This is a genomic window from Mesorhizobium sp. M1E.F.Ca.ET.063.01.1.1 (assembly GCF_003998155.1).
In the GTDB taxonomy this organism is placed as follows: Bacteria; Pseudomonadota; Alphaproteobacteria; order Rhizobiales; family Rhizobiaceae; genus Mesorhizobium.
The window spans coordinates 1-17,404 of the sequence record NZ_RZSC01000056.1 but is presented as its reverse complement, the minus strand read 5'-3'; the positions used below and the strand labels follow the sequence as shown (position 1 = coordinate 17,404).

Here is a 17,404-nt window from a genome sequence, read left to right as displayed (position 1 = left end):
GACATCGCCCATCTCGGCATCGCCAATCCGATCGCCACTATCTGGTCGGGTGCGATGCCGAGATGGGCGATGTCGGGCGCCGAGCCGTGCACCGGCTCGAACATTGACGGCGCCGAGCGGTCGGGATTGACGTTGGCGGAGGCGGCATAGCCGAGCCCGCCCTGGATCGCCGCGCCGATGTCGGTCAGGATGTCGCCGAAGAGATTGGAGGCGACGACCACGTCGAGGCTGTCCGGCGCCATGATCATGCGCGCGGCGAGCGCGTCGACATGATAGCTGGTGACTGTGACGTCAGGATACTCCGCCGCCAGCTTTCGCGTGATCTCGTCCCAGAACACCATCGAGTATTTCTGCGCGTTGGACTTTGTGACGGAGGCCAATTTGCCGCGCCGTGCCCGCGCCTGCTCGAAACCGAAGCGAAGGATGCGCTCGACGCCGGCGCGGGTGAAGATCGAGGTCTCCACCGCGACCTCGTCCTGCGTGCCCTGGTGCACGCGCCCCCCGGCGCCCGAATATTCGCCTTCGGTGTTCTCGCGGATGCACAAGATATCGAAGCTCTCGGCGCGCAGCGGACCCGTCACGCCCGGCAGCAGACGATGCGGCCTTATGTTGGCGTATTGCACGAACGCCTTACGGATCGGCAGCAAAAGACCGTGCAGCGAAACGGAATCGGGCACTTCCGCCGGCCAGCCGACGGCACCGAGCAGGATGGCGTCGAAGCCGCGCAAGGTCTCGATGGCGTCTTCCGGCATCATGCGGCCGGTTTCCTTGTAGAATTTGCAGGACCAGGGGAACTCCGTTGCCGTCAGGACAAAGCCCGCGTGTTTGGCCGCAGCCTCCAGCACGGACCAGGCAGCGACGATCACGTCGCGGCCGATACCGTCACCGGGGATCAGGGCGATCGAATAGGACTTCATCGGCATCTCTCTAGAGGCTGATCAGGACGCTCTTGGTCCTGCGGTTGGCGAGATAGGCTTCGCGACCAAGATCCTTGCCGATGCCGGAGCGCTTGTAGCCGCCGGTCGGCAAGATGTGGTCGCGCGAGCGGCTGTAGCGGTTGACCCAGACCGTACCCGCCTCGAGCTTGCGCGCGATGCGTATGGTGCGGGACAGGTCGGAAGTGAACAGGCCGGAAGCCAAGCCGTAGGTCGGATGGCTGGCCAGTGCCAGCGCCTCTTCTTCGGTCTCGAAGATCTGGACAGTCAGGACCGGGCCGAAGATTTCCTCGACGATCGCCGGACTGGCCCGGTCGACATTGGCGATCAGCGTCGGCTCGTAGAAATAGCCCGGATCGTCCATGGCGCTGCCGCCGGCCAGGCACTCGCCGCCGGCGGCGACCGCAGCCTGCACGATGCTGTCGACACGCGCGCGTTGCCGTTCCGAGATGATCGGCGAATACTGCGTCGCCTCGTTCCAGGTCGAGCCTGGCCGCACCGCTTTCATCCGCTCCAGGATGGCCGTCGTCAGCCTATCTACGACACTCTTCTCGACGATCAGGCGCGTGCCGGCGACGCAGGCCTGGCCGGCGTTGAAGGTGACGCTGCCGGCGATCGCCGTCGCTGCCTTGTCGAGGTCGGCATCGGCAAAGACGAGCTGCGGGCTCTTGCCGCCGAGTTCCAGCGTCATCGGCTTGACGCCGGTGCGAGCGACGTTCTCCATGATGGCAGAACCGGCGCGGGTCGAGCCGGTGAAGCTAACCTTGGCGATCTCTGGATGGCCGGTCAGCGCCGTGCCGGTCGTCGGGCCGTCGCCGAGCACCACATTGATCAGCCCCGCCGGCAGGCCGGCCCTCACAGCGAGTTCCGCCAGATAGACGGCCGAGAAGGGCGTCATTTCCGACGGCTTCAGCACCACTGCGTTGCCGGCTGCCAGCGCCGGACCGAGCTTCCAGCCGGCCATCGAGATCGGAAAATTCCAGGGCGTGATCGCGCCGACCACGCCATAGGGCTCGCTCATGATCATGCCGAAGCTAGCGTCGTCGGTCGGTACGAGCTCGCTGCCTTCCTTGTCGGCGAATTCGGCAAAGAAGCGGATCTGCTCGGCGGTCACGGCGATATCGCCCGCGACGAGCTGGCCGACGGGGCGCGTCGAGGACAGCGCCTCGATCCGGGCGAGCGTCGCGGCTTCCGCCTCGATCAGGTCGGCCCAGGCCTGCAGGGCCCTCGTGCGCTCACGCGGGCGAACGCCGCCCCAGTTGCTCGACTTCAAGGCCCCCTTGGCGCTTTCCACTGCGCGGTCGATCATGTCGACGCCCGCCACCGGGCAGGCCGCGTATGCCTTGCCGTCCGACGGGCGACACATCTCGATCGCGCCCTCGGCCGAAATCAGCTCCCCGCCGATGAAGTGGCCAACGGGCAGGGGGATCGTGTCGGGATCGAAGCTCAGGCTCATGGGCAAACCACTCGGCAGTATCGGCTTCAGCCTAGCGCGTGCCGGCACGCAGCATGCGCCGTTCGGTGATCCGCCGCCGACGAATGTTGCGTGTCGGACGGCAGCGACGGCAAAATCTTCCGCCGGGGTCAGCGCCGGCGCCGACGCTCGCTAGCCTACAGTCACGTAGATTTTGCGCACCGTCTCGATCGTCTTCCAGACACCGGTGAAGCCCGGCTTCATCACGAAGCTGTCGCCGGCCCGGTACGTCACTGCCTCGCCGGCGTCCGGCGTGATTTCGACAACGCCGGAGAGGATGTGGCAGAACTCGAACGTCTCCCCCTTGATCGAGCGCGTCTCGCCAGGTGTCGCCTCCCAGACGCCTGTATGAACGAGGTCGTCCTTGGCGACGTCCTGCGCCCAGGTCTTGAAGGCGGGATCGCCGGCAATCAGCCGCTCGGGCAGCGCCTTGGATTCGCGCGGTGAAAAGCTCGGGTTGGTCTCGACGGATTTGAGCAGGGACAAAGGATGGCCTTTCGGTTGGAGCTTGACTTTGATGCATGTCGTTCTCCCAGAACCGCTGCACACTTCTGGGCGACATGCATTAATAACCGCGCGACCGGTCGACGAGCCCGATCGGGTCGAGACCGGCGCGATGGCGCCTGATGTTGTCGATGACGGCGCGCGCGGCGGTCGCCGGCTGGGTGACGCTGGCGATATGCGGGGTCAAGATGATCTTCGGATGCGACCAGAATGGATGGCCCGCGGGCAGCGGCTCGGGATCGGTGCCGTCGATCATCGCCGCCGAAAGCTGGCCGCTGTCGAGCGCGGCGACGAGCGCTTCGTGATCGAGCTGCGGCCCCCGGCCGGTGTGGATCAGTGCTGCGCCTTCAGGCAGTTTCGCAAACAGCCCGGTATTGAGGAACCCGCGCGTCTCCTCGGTCAGCGGCAGCAGGCAGACCAGTATGTCGCTGGCCGCGAGCATCTCCTCCAGTCCGGGCTCGCCATGATGGCAGGCCACGCCCTCGATGTGTCGCGGTGAGCGGCTCCAGCCGGCAAGCGGAAAGCCGAAGGGTTCAAGCCGGTCGAGGACCGACTGGCCGAGCTGTCCGAGACCGAGCACGCCGACCCGGCGCGACCCGGCCTGGGGCTGCGCGATATCGCGCCACTCGCCGGCGCGCTGCTGCGCCAGATAGGCGGGCAAGTTACGGTGGAGTGCCAGCACGCCGAGCGTCACATATTCCTGCATCATGCGCACGATGCCTTCCTCGATCATGCGCACGACCTTCACCGTCGCGGGCACCGCATCGAAGCGGAACTGATCGACGCCTGCGCCGAGTGAAAACAGGATTTCGAGGTTGCGGAAGCGGGCGAGGTTTTCCGGCACCACCCAGGTGATGAGATAGCGCACCGCATCGGGATCGACCGTCGCGGCGTCGATGGCGAAGGGAAGATCTGGCAATTCCCTCGCGAAGGCCTTGGCGAAGATAGCGCCGCGCCGCGCATCGGAGTTGAACAGGAAGGTCATTCTGTTTCCCTTCAGGCCGCGCAACGCGCGCCCAGCGCCTCGATCATCCGCCGGCAGGCGGCGAGTTCGCTGGCGAGGATATATTCGTCCGGCTTGTGGGCACGACCGATGTCGCCGGGGCCGCAGATGATCGCATCGAAACCGGCAGCCTGATAAAGCCCGGCCTCGGTGCCGTAGCTGACGGCAGCCAAAGGCGTTTCGCCGGTCAGTTCGCCCAGCAGTGCCGCCAATGGGGCGTCCTGCGGCAGCGACAGCGCTGGATAGGCGCTGACCGGCGTCCACTCGACAATATAGCCCTGCGCGACAAGGGCCTCGGCCTGCCCCTTGATGGGCGCGAGCAGACCGGCCGGGTCGACGCCCGGTATGGCGCGCGCCTCGAGGTCCAGTGTGCAGGTATCGGGGATGATGTTGACCGACTGCCCGCCGGCGACCACGCCCGCCTGCAGCGAGGAATAGGCGGGCTCGAAGGCCGGGTCGAGCGGACCGTGTGTCAGCCGCCCCGCTTCGCTCATGGCCGCGCTGAGCACCTCGGCCATGGCATGGATGGCGTTCAGCCCAAGATCGGGCCGCGAGGAATGGCCCGAGCGTCCCTTGACAATCACGCGGGCGGCCGCCTTGCCCTTGTGGCCGCGCACGGCGCGCAGGCTGCTCGGTTCGCCGACGATGACGCCGAGCGGCTTGGCGCAAAGTTCGGGAAGTCGGGCGATCAGATGCGGCACGCCGCGGCACCCGATCTCCTCGTCATAGGAAAAGGCCAGATGGACCGGCTTGGCGAGGCGCAGGCCCGCCAACGTGGACACGGCCGCGAGCGCGGCTGCCAGGAATCCCTTCATGTCCGTCGTACCGCGTCCATAGAGCCGTTCGCCGTCCCGACGCAGCGCGAAAGGAGACGAGCTCCATTGCGGCTCGGCGGCGGGAACGACGTCCATGTGGCCTGACAGAACATAGCCCGGAACATCGGCGGGGCCGATTGTCGCGAAAAGATTGGAGCGGTCGCCTTCCGGCCCCGGAAGCAGGGTGACGCGCGCTCCATTTTCGGCGAGATAGGCCTCGATCCAGCCCGCAATGTCGCCGTTCGACTTGCCGGCGACTGACGGAAAGGCGACGAGACGGTCGAGGATGTCGAAGACGTCCATTCCAGCCCCTCAAGGCATTTTCGGGTTTGCGGGCTCGGTCCCGCTGGCCATAACTTCAGAATCGCCGCAGAGCATGGGCGCTTTCTTTCGCGATTGCGTGCCGAAAGCGGAAGTGTTTCAGTCGAATCTTGCGTTGGCGCCCGGCATTCGAGCAAATCGTATAGTTCTGGTTGTTTAGCGTTGGCAGGGCAAGGGCGTTTGCGTCACCCGCTACGCAATCTTTCAGAGGCAAGGAATTGAAGCCGTCCGAATGCTTGAAAATCGATGCCTTCTCGATGCGGATCGCCGACATCGAAGCCGTCGAGCTGGACCGCTTGCATGCGCTCTCCCTGTCGGTGGGGTGGCCGCATCGGGCCGAGGACTGGCAATTCCTGCGCGAAACGGGACAAGGCTTCGTGGCGCTCGACGAGATCGGCCGCGTTCTGGGTTCCGCCATGTGGTTTGAGCACGGCCCCGATTTCGCAACCATCGGCATGGTCATCACCTCGCCTCGGCTTCAGACGCTGGGGGCGGCGCAGTGGCTGATGAAGCGGGTCTTCGACAAGGTTCCCGGGCGCGACCTGCGCCTCAATGCGACCCGAGCCGCACGGCGGCTCTATCTCTCGCTCGACTTCCAGCCGGAGAAAACCGTCTACCAATGCCAGGGAATCGCCCGCGTGCCGACAACGAGGAGCCTGGCGGAGGCGTCCGGCGACATCCGAACTTTGGACGCAAGCGATATTCCGGCGGCGATCGCGCTCGACGCGGCGGGCTTTGGCGTGAAGCGGCCGGCACTCATTGAAAAGCTCTTTGCGCATTCGGTCGGCTACGGGCTTTTCGACGGAAACAAGCTGACCACTTTCGCGCTCTGCAGGCCCTTCGGGCGGGGCCATGTCGTGGGGCCGGTCGTGGCAGAAAGCGATGCCGACGCCGTGGCGATCCTCCGGCCGCACGTGGCCGACCATTCGGGGACTTTCCTTCGCGTCGACACCCATATGGATAGTGGCGAGTTCGCCGCCTTTCTCTCGCACGCCGGAATGCCGGTCTTCGACACGGTGCTGACCATGTCATTGGGCAAACGCCTCGCCGATTTTGCCGCCCTCGGCGAGGCTAGTCCGAAGACTTATGCTCTAGCGAGCCAAACTCTCGGGTAGTTCGGTGTTGCCTGGTCTACAAAAGTGCCGGCGAGCATTCAATCTCAGCCGTCCCCGGAAGCCTCTCCCCGCAACCAATTTTATCATAAATCTATAACCGTCGAGAACTGCGCGGAAAGCCTGCCACTGTCGAGCGCGACGAGAAGATCGGCCTGCACCAAATGGCCGCCACGCCCGCAGTTGACGATCGCCGCGCCGGGCGGGAGTTTGGCGAACAACGCACCATTCAGAATTCTGGCCGTCTTGGATGTCAGCGGCAGCAGGCAAACGAGGATATCGCTCTGACCGAGAAACTTATCCATCTCGGCTTTACCGGCGAAACATCCGACGCCTCCAATCGACTGGCGAGACCGGCCCCAGGCGTTCAACTGAAAGCCGAAGGCCTGAAGCGCCGAAAGTGAAGTCTTCGCGAGCACCCCGGTTCCGAGCACGCCGATGCGCAACGCACCTGGCGGCCGGAAACGCAAGGGCTGCCAATCGCCGGCCGCCTGCTGCACACGATAAGCGAGGAGATCACGATGCAATGCCAGTACTGCCCAGCGTGACGTATTCTGCCATCGCGTCAGAAATGCCCGGCTCGATCATCCGCACGACGGGCAACTCGGCCGGCAAGGCGTCGAAATCGAACTGGTCGACCCCAGCTCCCAGCGAAAACAGCACCTCAAGGTTCGGGTCCTTCGCGCTTATGTCTGTGGGCGGATGCCAGACGCCAAGATACTTCACCGAACGCGGGTCGACCGCGTCCGCGCAATAGTGGAAGGCGATTTCGGGAGCACGTTCGGCAAAGAGCGCTGCCCACTCGGCGCCGCGTTCGGCATCGGCATCATAGAGGAAGGTCATTTCGGCGCCCCGGGATTGCTGCGAAAGACGAAGCTCAGCGTGCCTGCCCCTCAGCTTCCATTTCCGCCATGTCCTGGAACCTGTCGGCGATACGTGGATGCGCCCGCCCGCCATCACAGGCGCCAATGGCGATCAGCACCTCATCCGCACCGGGTGCGTCCGGAACCTGGAAGTTGGCCGTCAGGAAGTGGGAGCGTTTGCCGGTTTCGCTCTTGTGGGTCATCGGCAGGGAAAGAAGGGCGCCTGGCCCGTTGCGGGTATTCGTGAAGCTCAGATAGGTCGTGCCGTCTACCGCCGTGCGGAACATATTGCCGAACCGCAAGGTATGGATCAGCGCCGATGCATGTTCGATCTCGCCATTGATGCCGACCGAAGCCGCCTTGCCGTAAGCCTCGACCTTATCCGCCGACAAGAGCGCCACCAATCGCTTGGTCATTTCGGCGCCAAGACCCGGCGCCAACCGGAGAATCTCTGGTCGCAAATTTTCAACGAATCCTTGACCGGCCCACGGGTTCCTCAACACGGCTGCGACCACCACCATGGAGATCGGTTGGTCGGCTTTCTTGCCACCCTCGACGAATACTTCCTCGATGAATGTGCAGAACTTTCTCACTCCGAGATCCATGGATTCCTCATCTGTTCGCTGGATTGTGGCGCAACCTAATGAGCAACGACGGTGAATGTCTTCCTTCGTTAGGGAGGAAAAACAGAATGGCCGGCACTTCGAAACGATGTAGAATTCAGCTCCCGCGCATGCCTAACTCAGCGGGTCGTGGCGCAGGGAGCGATTGTGGACAGGAAGGCGCAAATCTCGGTTCTCAAAGATGTCGCGAGTGAGATCAATTCCGGCGGCGATCTTGTCATGATCCTGAAGCACTTGGTTTTCGCCGCCTGTCGCCATGCAAACTGGACGCTCGGTTCGATCATGTCGATCGATGCCGCTCATGGTTATGCCCATGTGATGGTTCGATATGATCCGACGTTGATCGAGCGAACGCTCCCTGACCGTTGGGAACTGGCGACGAGCCCCTCGCTGATCGCCTTGAAGCGGAACGAGCCGGTCTATATCCGCGACGTGCGCGAATCCGAGGAGTTTCCAGGTTATCGCCGCGAAGCTTTCGAGCGAGATTACCGTACCGTCCTCGTCATGCCTATGAACTGCAGCGACTTCGAGGGCCGGCCAATGGTGCTGAGCGTTGTGTCGCGGGATATCATGGAGGTCCCGGAAGAGGATTTGGCGTTTCTGGGTATGATCGTCCATCTCGGCGCCATCGCGATCGAGAGGGAGCAGCGGCTGGAAGCCGAACGGCAGGCCGGAGACAGGTTGCAAAAGGCGCTCAAGGCGCACACCTCCCTACTTGAACACGTGCTTGCAGACGGCTCAGTTTCTTCATTGTCGGCGATGGTCGGCAGCCTGCTGCCCAATCCGGTCGTCGTCGTCGATTTTACTGCGAACCAGATTATCGCCGGCCGCTCGCCAAGCGAGGTGCAGTTCGATGATGCCGCTTGGCAATCAGCAGCGGCCGGTCCGCTGAGCCGACAACTGGGAAAGGCAGCACGCGATACAATTGAGCGGGGCGGCAACAGCGGGGCGACGCTTTTTCTCGATGACGGCAGCTCCCGGCTCAATCTCGCCGCCCGCATCGAGCCCTTGACGGTCGACCGCCAACTTGTCGGGGCATTGATCGTCTTTTCCACGTCGCGTGCCTTCAGCGATCTGGACCAGTTGCTGCTTGACAGCGCCAAGTTCGCGCTCAGCGTCCAAATGATGCGCAGTTTCATCCGATTCCGTTTCGAAACCCGCACACAGACCGAGCTTTTCTTCGAGGTGGTGGAGCGGCGTTGGCGCGACGCGGCAGATGTCCAGCAGCGAGCCCAGCGGCTCGGCATCAATTTCATGACGACTCAGCAAATCGTCGTCGTCGACTTTCCCGAGAGCGCGAAGAATCTTGGCGGAACGTCCGTCGATCTGCATCACAGTCTCGCTCGTATCATGCAGCAAGCTTCCGTTCCCGCGTGCGTCGTGGCTATCGATGGCGGGCTGGTGTGCCTCATTCCCTATGACGAGGTCTGGAAACAGGAGCGGACATCGAAACTGATGCGGCGCATCGCAGCGGATCTTGGCCAATATTTTGACGAAGAACCGATCGTCATCGCCAGCAACGCCTGTGCCACCCTTACGGATTATCCGTTGGCTTGGGATCGCTGCAGCCGCATGATTGCCATCGCCCGTTCGTTCGGTCGCACCGGTGCGCTGTCCGGGCAGGATTTTGGGCCGTTGCCGATGCTCGTAGCGGCCGCGGGTGTCGACGACGTACGCGCTTTCGTTCAGGAAAGCGTCGGCGCCATCGCCGCCCATGACCGCCAGCATGGCACGCCCTATCTGAAAACGCTGTCGACTTATCTGAGGGAGGGCTGCCGCAGTGGCGCCTGCGCCGATGCGATGGGCCTGCACGTAACCACGCTGCGCTATCGCCTGTCGCGAATCGAGGAAATGTTCGGCATCGATGTCGAGACGCCAGAGCGGCGCTTTGCCATCGAATTGGCCATTCACCTGCATGGTGTCACGGAAGGTCGTTCTTTGGCTGAAGATCAATCGACCTGACCCTCGGACGGCGGATCGGCACCCTTCGTCTCTTACCGCAAACAGCAGCAATATTTTCCATGCTCTTCCGGCTGAATGAAGGAAGAAGGTCGCTCTTCTTGCGATTAGCCTTCCCGCTATCAACCAACAGGAGGCGCTGATCCCATGTTGACCACGGGAATCGCAAAGATTCCGACGGCCATAGACCCAATCGCGTTGCGTCGGGCTTTCGGAACCTTTGTCACCGGCGTCACCATCATCACAACGCGGGACACGGACGGCGATCCGCGCGGCATGACGGCTAATTCCTTCACCTCGGTTTCGCTCGATCCGCCGCTGCTGCTGGTCTGCGTCGCAAAATCGGCGTCAAGCTTTGCTGCCTTTACGACGGCGGATTCCTTTGCGGTAAACCTGCTACATGAGGGACAGGTCGACTTCTCGGCGATCTTCGCCTCGAAATCCCCCGATAAATTCCAGTCCGTCAATCACGACCGCGTTCATACCGGCGCGCCAATCTTGACGGACAGCCTTACCTGGTTCGACTGCACGATCTACAACAGGGTCGACGCAGGCGATCATGTCATCCTGATCGGCCAGGTGCAGGCTTTCGGTACGAGCCCTTCAGCACCGCTCGGCTTTTGCCGCGGCCGATACGCCAGCGTCAAGGATCCGCTGCCGTCCGGCTGGCTGGCCTCGCACAACATGATCATCGGTTATCTGATCGAAGCCAGCGGTGAGATCCTGCTGCGAGCGGATGGAAGCGGTGGCTGGGCTCTGCCAACGGCCAAACGCCGTAAGGCCGGCAGCGAACTGCCGCTCGACGACGGCAAATCCCTCAAGCTGCTGTCGGATAACACCTTTCTTTACTCGATCTTCGATGTTGCCGACTGCGACCCCGGTTATTTGATCTATCGCGCCCGACTTGCCGATGGCGGACAAGGGCGCGACCTGCCGGAAGACTTGCGGTTCTTTGCCATTGACAAGCTGCCCTATGACCTCATCCCGACCCGGGAATTGCGGGCGATGCTCCGCCGCTATGTCCGCGAGCGCAAGCAGGAACGCTTTGGCATCTACGTGGATTCCGGCGACGGCGGGCGACTGGCAATGATCGAGGGCGAGGCCCGTTCGTGGCATCAGGCCATTCAAGACTAACCCGAAATCAGGAAGCGACGATGAAGACGACGGTGAAATCGCTCGAGGGAATGCGCCTCAACCTCTTTATCGACGGCCGGTTTGTCGAACCGACATCCGGTCGCTACCTGGACAGTTTCGACCCGACCACCGCGGAGGCCTGGTATCAGTTTGCGGAAGCCGACGCCAACGATGTGCGACTGGCGGTTGAGGCGGCGCAAAAGGCATTCGTCAATCCTGCCTGGCGACGTATGACGCAGACCGATCGCGGAAAGCTGGTGCGCAAGCTGGCCGATCTGGTTCTTGCCAATGCCGACGACCTGGCGCTGATCGAAACACGCGACAATGGGAAGTTGATCAAAGAAATGCGGGTGCAGATGCGCTCGATCCCGGACTCTTACACTTACTTTGCCGGCATGGCTGACAAACTGCTGGGCGATACGATCCCGGTCAACAAGCTGGACCAGCTCAACTTCAACATGCGCGAACCGATCGGCGTCGTCGGCATGATCACACCCTGGAACTCGCCGCTGATGATGTTGACAGGAACGCTCGCTCCCTGTTTGGCGATTGGCAACACCATCGTCATCAAGCCTTCCGAGCACGCGACGGCCTCGACGCTGGCCTTGGCCGAGCTAATCATGGAAGCGGGGTTTCCGGCCGGCGTTGTCAACGTCGTCTCGGGAACGGGTGCGGTAACCGGCGACGCGCTGACGCGGCAAAAGGGCATCGCAAAATACGTCTTCACCGGCAGCACGGATACCGGCCGTAAAATTGCTGCTAACGCGGCGACCAACCTTGCGCAGTGCCAGATGGAACTCGGCGGCAAATCTCCCCACGTGATCTTTTCCGACGTTGATATCGAAAAGGCCGTTAATGGGGTCGTTTCGGGCGTCTTCGCAGCTGCGGGCCAGACCTGCGTCGCCGGCTCGCGCTGCTTCGTGGAGGCCAGCGTCTACGACCGCTTCATCGAAGCGTTGGTGCAACGCACCAACCGCATCACCGTCGGCCACCCATTGGAGGACAAGACGGATATCGGCCCGCTGGCCCTGTCGGCGCAGCTGACAAAAGTTGAGTCCTACGTTGCTTCGGGCGTCAAGGAAGGGGCACGGATCGCGTCAGGCGGCAACCGTCCTCAGGCGGAAGAACTCGCCCGCGGCTGGTATTTCGAGCCGACCGTCATGATCGACGCCAAGAACGATATGTCCTTCATGCGCGATGAGCTTTTCGGACCGGTCGTTGGTGTCATGCCCTTTTCCTCGGAAGACGACATGATCGAACTCGCCAACGACACACGCTACGGCCTCGCGTCCGGGATCTGGACCCAGAATATCGACCGGGCGATGCGCTTCGCCAACCGGATCGATGCGGGTACCGTTTGGATCAACACCTACCGGTCAGCAGCCTGCATGTCCGCAAATGGCGGCTTCAAGGAAAGTGGTTACGGCAGGCGTGGCGGTTTCGACGTCATGCGCGAGTTCTCCAGGGCAAAAAATGTCGTCATCGACTATTCCGGCGCCATGCAGGATCCCTTTGTCATTCGACTGCGCTGACCGTCAGAAACACTGGGACAAACCATCCAAGGGAGATTGAAATGAAATTTGCCGTCTCATTGGGCATGGAGCGTTTCTCGCCAGAAACCTCGATGACGGCCGTAATGGACAATCTGCTGCAACTTGCCAAAATCGCGGACGCCGGCGGGTTTGAGACGATCTGGACGCCGGAGCACCACACAATCGAGTGCACGATATCACCCAATCCGTTTCAGATCCTCACGTGGCTATCCCAGCATACGAGCCGTATCCGCCTGGGAACGGCAACGCTTGCCGCCGCCTATTGGAATCCAATCCGTCTCGCTGGCGAAGCCGCACTGTGCGATCACCTTACGAACGGGCGCCTGGAATTCGGCATCGCCCGCGGCGCCTATCAGTACGAGTTCGACCGAATGGCGCCGGGCGTCCAGCAGCAGGAGGGCGTCGGCTACATGAAGGAACTGGTGCCAGCGGTCCAGAAGCTTTGGGCCGGTGACTATGCGCATGAGGGCCAGTACTGGAATTTTCCGCGAGCGACCTCGGTGCCGAAGCCGCTGCAGAAGGGAGGTCCTCGCATCTGGGTCGCCGCCCGCGATCCTGGCACCTTCGACTGGGCGATCGGCATCGGCGCCAACATCCTCTCCACGCCGCTCTCGCTTCCGGCGGCGGAAATCGGCGTGCTCGCCAGCAAGTTCAACAAGGCGGTCGCCGATCATCCCGAGGTGAAACGCCCAAAATTCATGATGCAGCGGCGCACTTGTGTCTACGACAGGGTCGACGACTGGAATCTCGCCGTCGAGCACAGCATGAACTATGGTCGCTATTTCGAAAACCTCATGCAGAACATTGGCACCGTGAAGAACGGTTTCCCGGAGGCCGTGCCCTTCGAAAGCGTTAAGGGCCGCGACAACTACAACCCGGAAAATATCCACAAGAACCTGATGTTCGGAACGCCCGACGAAGTGATCGAGAAGCTGCTCGACTACGAAGCAGCTGGCGTCGATCAATATTGTCTCGGCCTCAGCTTCAACCTGCCCTTCGAACTGCAGAAGAAGACGCTTCGCCTGTTCACAGACGAGGTCATGCCCTTCTTTGCGCAACGCGAGCGCGAAACCCAGCAACTGGCCGCGGCAGGGTATTAGGATGACTGATACGCAGCGTCATACGGTCGGAGATGTGGTCCTGAACTATAGGGTTGACGGCAATGGGGCAGAGCCGCTGGTGCTCATCCACGGTGTCGGTTCCTACCTTGAAGCCTGGAGCGGGGTCGTCGAGCGGCTGAAGCATCGGTTCACCATCCTGACGTTCGACCTACGGGGTCACGGAAACTCGTCGCGCGTCAAAGGCCGCTACGAGATCGACGATTTCGTTGCCGAAACACTTGCGTTGGCCGACAGCGTCGGCTTCGACCGTTTCCATCTGGCCGGTTTTTCGCTTGGCGGGTTGATCGCACAGCGGTTGGCACTGACGCATCTTCCGCGCATTCAGCGCCTGATTCTCCTCTCGACGGTCGCGGGACGCACGCCCGAGGAGCGGGAGCGCGTTCTCGCCCGCCTCGCCGCTCTTCGCAGCGGCGAACCGGGATCGCACTATGACGCATCCCTGTCGCGTTGGCTGACTGAGGATTTCCAGAAGAAGAATCCCGATCTGATCGCAACGCTTAGGCAGCGAAATTCTCAGAACGATCCGGACTGTTACGCTTCTGCCTACCGGGTTCTCGCTGAGACCGACTTCGGCGGTTTTCTCGACCAGATTCGCTGCCCGACGTTGATTGCAACCGGCGAGGAGGATGCCGGCTCCAATCCGCGCATGGCAAGATATATGCATGAGCGCATCCCAGGCTCCGATCTCCGCGTCCTTCCGGGGCTGCGGCATTCAATCCTGACGGAAGCACCCGATCTCGTCGCATCGATGATGGCGGATTTTTTGACCGTGCCGGAGACCGTGAAATGATCGTTGAAGAGCGTATCTATCGCATAAGATCGGGCAAAACCTCCGAATATCTGAAGCTTGTGCGCGAGGAGGGGCTGGCAATCCAGGAACCGATTCTCGGCGGACTGATCGGCTATTTCGTCACCGAGGTCGGGGCGCTGAACCAGGTGGTCCATCTGTGGCGATATGCCGATTTCGCCGATCGGAAGATTCGCGCTGGCGGGTCTTCATTCCGAAACTGACGGCGCTGATCGAAAGCGCGGAAAACCGTATCCTTCTGCCGACCGATTTTTCGCCACTCCAATAGGACCAAGGGGAGGGTAAGGCAAAACGCTGAAGCCAACCGCGCACGGTGGAGTTGAACTGCCATTAACGCACCTCGGATCGGAGGAAGGGGAGGGGCAAAAATCCTCCGTGTTCGCGGAAGACGATCTCGCTGACATGCCCCTTAATTGATCCTCGTCAAAAAATTGCGGATCGGGAACATCCGTATCGTTGAAACATGGGAGCCATTGGTGACAGAGCGATTGAGAGTAGAGAATCTGTATAAGATTTTCGCCCCTTCACCCACCAGAGCCATGACGCTGCTCGCCACCGGCGCGGATAAGGCTCGTGTCCTTGCGGAAACCGACGCCGTCGTCGGTCTGAACAACGTCTCGCTTTCCGTTCCCTCGGGCGCCATCTACATGGTCATGGGCCTTTCGGGGTCCGGCAAATCGACGCTGGCGCGTTGCATCAACCGGCTGAACGAACCAACGGCAGGCAAGATCCTGCTCGACGATATCGACATCGTGCCGCTGCGCGAGGACGCGCTTCGCGAATTGCGGCGCACGCGCATCTCCATGGTCTTCCAGCATTTTGCCTTGTTGCCAAACAAATCGGTGATCGAAAATGCCGAATTCGGCCTGAAGTTGCGTGGCGTTTCCGCCGCGCAGCGACGAAGGCGCGCTGAAGAGGTGCTGGCGATCGTCGGTCTCGCCAAATGGGCCTATCATCGCCCGCATGAACTCTCCGGCGGCATGCGCCAGCGTGTCGGCTTGGCGCGGGCCCTGGCGACCGATGCCGACGTCCTCATAATGGACGAAGCCTTCAGCGCCCTTGACCCGCTGATCAGGACCGAGATGCAGGATGAGTTGCTGCGGCTGCAGCGCACGCTGAAGAAGACCATCCTCTTCATCACTCATGACTTCCAGGAGGCGCTGAAACTCGGAACGCGCATCGCCATCATGTCCGAAGGCGAGTTGGTGCGCGAGGGAACACCGCAATCGATCGTGCTCGAACCAGGCAGCGATTATGTCGCCGCCTTCACGCGCGAAGTCGATCGGTCGCGATTGTTTGACGCACGGTCGGTGATGCGCACCGGTTCGACGGTGTCGGGCGATGGTTCGGCATGGATCGTCGGCGACGCCGAGCATCCCGAGGCCATGAGTTTTGCCATCGACGCGTCAAACCGCATCGTCGGCTGTCTCGATGCTGCAGCTCTGCAACAGGTAAAGGCTGGCAAGCCGGTCGATGCCTTTTTGACGCGTGATTTCGTCGCGGTGAGCGGCGCCACCAAGCTCGTGGATGTCGCTGGCTTGTATCAGAGCGGCAAGGCAATGGCGGTCATTGACGAGGACGGCTGCTTCCTCGGCATGCTTGAACCCGAACATATCCTTGGACGGATCGCCTCGGCGGCGAGATCGCCAGCGCCTGCTTCGATGGGAGGCCACAATGCTTGATGCCGATGATCTAGCCATCTTTCCGGTGGACGAGTGGATTGCAGACGCCGTCCAATGGGTCGCGCTCCACCTCCGTCCACTGTTTATTGCAATCAAGTGGCCGGTCGAAAACCTGTTGTCGTTCAACGATTACACACTGCACGAAATTCCGTTTCCGATCTTCGTCGTTCTGGTGTTCTTGACCGCCTATCGGCTTGCCGGCATCGGCATCGCGGTGTTCAGCGCCATCTCACTTGTCGTGATCGCAGCCATCGGGGTGTGGACCGAGGCCATGACAACGCTTTCGCTGATTACCACGGCCATCGTGTTTTGCACGGCCATCGGCGTGCCGACCGGCATCTGGTGTGCTTGTAACGACAAGGTCTGGAGCGTGGTGCGGCCGGTGCTCGACATTATGCAGACCACACCGACATTCGTTTACCTCGTACCGGTCGTCATGCTGTTCGGCGTCGGCACAGTGCCAGGCGAAGTGGCGGTCGTAACAGCCGCTGCACCGCCGCTCATCCGCTTCACCAACCTGGGGATTCGCATGGTTGAGCAGGAAATGGTCGAAGCAGGTCTCGCCTTCGGCGCCGATAAGGGCCAGCTTCTGTGGGAAATACAGCTGCCGTTGGCTATCCCCACCATTCTCGGAGGACTGAACCAGACCGTGCTGACTGCGATGGTGATGTCCGTAGTCGTCGCCATGATCGGCGCGGAAGGCCTTGGCCTTGTGGTTCTCCAAGGCCTCGGACGTCTCGATGTCGGTCGCGCCGCCGTCGGTGGCATCGCCATCGTCCTGCTCGCCATGATGCTTGATCGAATCACCCAGCAGCTTGCCCAGCCGACCGACCGCAAGCGCAGGTCGGTGCTGCACTACCTTTTCAATCTTTTCAAGGGCGAGCGATCGCACGAGGCCATGGTAACAACCGCAGCGAACCGCACGCATTGAGCGGAGCCGCTCCGGCGGTAACCACCACCGGAATGACGACAGGCACCGGCGGCTCGTTCCGCCGGACAGGAATTCATTGCCTATCCCTTGCAGCGCCCGCGTTACAGCTGAACCTCGAACTCAGTGAAGTCCAAAGAAAAATCCAGAAGGAGAACATCGATGAAGCACAGCCTGAAAACCTTTTCCCTTTTTGTCACCGGCATGGTGCTGGCGGCCTCTCTAGGCCAAACTGCTTTCGCCGAAGACCTGCCTGGGAGCGGCAAGACGGTGCGGTACGCCCAGTCCGACAGCCTAGGCGCCAATTATGTCGTTGCCCAGATCGGCATGGCGGCGATGAAGGAACTCGGTTACGACGTCAAGCTTAGCACGCTCAACACCACGTTGTTCTTCCAGGCGGCGGCCCAGGGCGATCTCGATATCGCGACCGATATAAACTTCCCGCAGCGCGAGCCGGGCTACAAGAAGGTCGAGGCGCAGGCCGAGATCGTCGGCGGTGGCCTAATTCAAGGCGGCGGCATCAATGGCTATCTGATCGACAAGAAAACCGCCGACGCAAACAACATCAC

General features: G+C 61.7%; 19 protein-coding genes. 10 read left to right on the top strand and 9 right to left on the bottom strand.

The genetic code is table 11. From position 1 onward, the window contains the following. The 6 genes from EOA29_RS07405 to EOA29_RS07380 form a co-directional block, all read right to left on the bottom strand. On the bottom strand, positions 1 to 917 hold a 917-nt coding region (locus EOA29_RS07405), incomplete at its 3' end, for a tartrate dehydrogenase (RefSeq protein WP_127220668.1). A gap of 10 nt (positions 918 to 927) precedes the next feature. Then, positions 928 to 2,391, bottom strand: coding sequence for an aldehyde dehydrogenase family protein (locus EOA29_RS07400; protein ID WP_127220666.1), 1,464 nt, complete (start codon positions 2,389 to 2,391; stop codon positions 928 to 930). Positions 2,392 to 2,541: 150 nt separating this feature from the next. After that, positions 2,542 to 2,895 carry a cupin domain-containing protein gene (locus tag EOA29_RS07395; RefSeq protein WP_127220664.1) on the bottom strand — a complete coding sequence of 118 codons (354 nt, stop codon included), beginning with the start codon at positions 2,893 to 2,895 and terminating at the stop codon, positions 2,542 to 2,544. Between the two features lie 79 nt (positions 2,896 to 2,974). Beyond that, positions 2,975 to 3,898, bottom strand: a complete 924-nt coding sequence (locus EOA29_RS07390; protein WP_127220662.1) for a glyoxylate/hydroxypyruvate reductase A — start codon at positions 3,896 to 3,898, stop codon at positions 2,975 to 2,977. 11 nt (positions 3,899 to 3,909) lie between these two features. Next, on the bottom strand, positions 3,910 to 5,034 hold the full coding sequence (gene argE / locus EOA29_RS07385; RefSeq protein WP_126090033.1) for an acetylornithine deacetylase: 1,125 nt from the start codon (positions 5,032 to 5,034) through the stop codon (positions 3,910 to 3,912). A gap of 55 nt (positions 5,035 to 5,089) precedes the next feature. Further along, positions 5,090 to 5,326, bottom strand: a complete 237-nt coding sequence (locus tag EOA29_RS07380; RefSeq protein ID WP_127220660.1) for a hypothetical protein — start codon at positions 5,324 to 5,326, stop codon at positions 5,090 to 5,092. Between EOA29_RS07380 and EOA29_RS07375 the strand changes: the two genes are divergently transcribed. Continuing rightward, on the top strand, positions 5,310 to 6,167 hold the full coding sequence (locus EOA29_RS07375; RefSeq protein WP_126090032.1) for a GNAT family N-acetyltransferase: 858 nt from the start codon (positions 5,310 to 5,312) through the stop codon (positions 6,165 to 6,167). The two genes, EOA29_RS07380 and EOA29_RS07375, sit on opposite strands and share 17 nt — an antisense overlap. A gap of 83 nt (positions 6,168 to 6,250) precedes the next feature. Here EOA29_RS07375 and EOA29_RS07370 read toward each other — a convergent pair whose 3' ends face one another. From EOA29_RS07370 to EOA29_RS07360, 3 genes are read right to left on the bottom strand one after another with little or no spacing between them, the layout of a single operon-like run. Beyond that, the gene (locus EOA29_RS07370; RefSeq protein ID WP_189478841.1) at positions 6,251 to 6,691 is read right to left on the bottom strand and encodes an NAD(P)-dependent oxidoreductase; all 441 of its coding nucleotides are present in this window, start codon (positions 6,689 to 6,691) and stop codon (positions 6,251 to 6,253) included. Next, a complete protein-coding gene (locus EOA29_RS07365; protein ID WP_127220656.1) occupies positions 6,681 to 7,007 on the bottom strand; it encodes a hypothetical protein in 327 nt (108 codons plus the stop codon). Before EOA29_RS07365 ends, EOA29_RS07370 begins: the two co-directional genes overlap by 11 nt. 34 nt (positions 7,008 to 7,041) lie before the next feature. Next, positions 7,042 to 7,632, bottom strand: coding sequence for an amino acid synthesis family protein (locus tag EOA29_RS07360; protein ID WP_127220654.1), 591 nt, complete (start codon positions 7,630 to 7,632; stop codon positions 7,042 to 7,044). Positions 7,633 to 7,797: 165 nt separating this feature from the next. Between EOA29_RS07360 and EOA29_RS07355 the strand changes: the two genes are divergently transcribed. The 9 genes from EOA29_RS07355 to EOA29_RS07315 all read left to right on the top strand — a co-directional run. Beyond that, positions 7,798 to 9,612, top strand: coding sequence for a helix-turn-helix domain-containing protein (locus tag EOA29_RS07355; RefSeq protein WP_126090029.1), 1,815 nt, complete (start codon positions 7,798 to 7,800; stop codon positions 9,610 to 9,612). A gap of 144 nt (positions 9,613 to 9,756) precedes the next feature. Beyond that, positions 9,757 to 10,743 carry a flavin reductase gene (locus EOA29_RS07350; protein ID WP_127220652.1) on the top strand — a complete coding sequence of 329 codons (987 nt, stop codon included), beginning with the start codon at positions 9,757 to 9,759 and terminating at the stop codon, positions 10,741 to 10,743. Positions 10,744 to 10,763: 20 nt separating this feature from the next. Beyond that, positions 10,764 to 12,275 carry an aldehyde dehydrogenase gene (locus EOA29_RS07345; protein WP_127220650.1) on the top strand — a complete coding sequence of 504 codons (1,512 nt, stop codon included), beginning with the start codon at positions 10,764 to 10,766 and terminating at the stop codon, positions 12,273 to 12,275. A gap of 41 nt (positions 12,276 to 12,316) precedes the next feature. Beyond that, positions 12,317 to 13,396, top strand: a complete 1,080-nt coding sequence (locus EOA29_RS07340; RefSeq protein WP_126090026.1) for an LLM class flavin-dependent oxidoreductase — start codon at positions 12,317 to 12,319, stop codon at positions 13,394 to 13,396. Position 13,397: 1 nt separating this feature from the next. Next, positions 13,398 to 14,207, top strand: coding sequence for an alpha/beta fold hydrolase (locus EOA29_RS07335; RefSeq protein WP_126095619.1), 810 nt, complete (start codon positions 13,398 to 13,400; stop codon positions 14,205 to 14,207). Continuing rightward, positions 14,204 to 14,428, top strand: a complete 225-nt coding sequence (locus tag EOA29_RS07330; RefSeq protein ID WP_348628861.1) for an NIPSNAP family protein — start codon at positions 14,204 to 14,206, stop codon at positions 14,426 to 14,428. Before EOA29_RS07335 ends, EOA29_RS07330 begins: the two co-directional genes overlap by 4 nt. A gap of 336 nt (positions 14,429 to 14,764) precedes the next feature. Continuing rightward, positions 14,765 to 15,907, top strand: a complete 1,143-nt coding sequence (locus EOA29_RS07325; RefSeq protein ID WP_126090024.1) for a glycine betaine/L-proline ABC transporter ATP-binding protein — start codon at positions 14,765 to 14,767, stop codon at positions 15,905 to 15,907. Then, complete coding sequence (locus tag EOA29_RS07320) at positions 15,900 to 16,838, top strand: proline/glycine betaine ABC transporter permease (RefSeq protein WP_126090023.1); 939 nt, start codon at positions 15,900 to 15,902, stop codon at positions 16,836 to 16,838. The genes EOA29_RS07325 and EOA29_RS07320 overlap by 8 nt, the downstream gene beginning before the upstream one ends. A 159-nt stretch (positions 16,839 to 16,997) precedes the next feature. After that, positions 16,998 to 17,404: glycine betaine ABC transporter substrate-binding protein (locus tag EOA29_RS07315; protein WP_281061047.1), on the top strand; the 407-nt coding region annotated here is incomplete at its 3' end.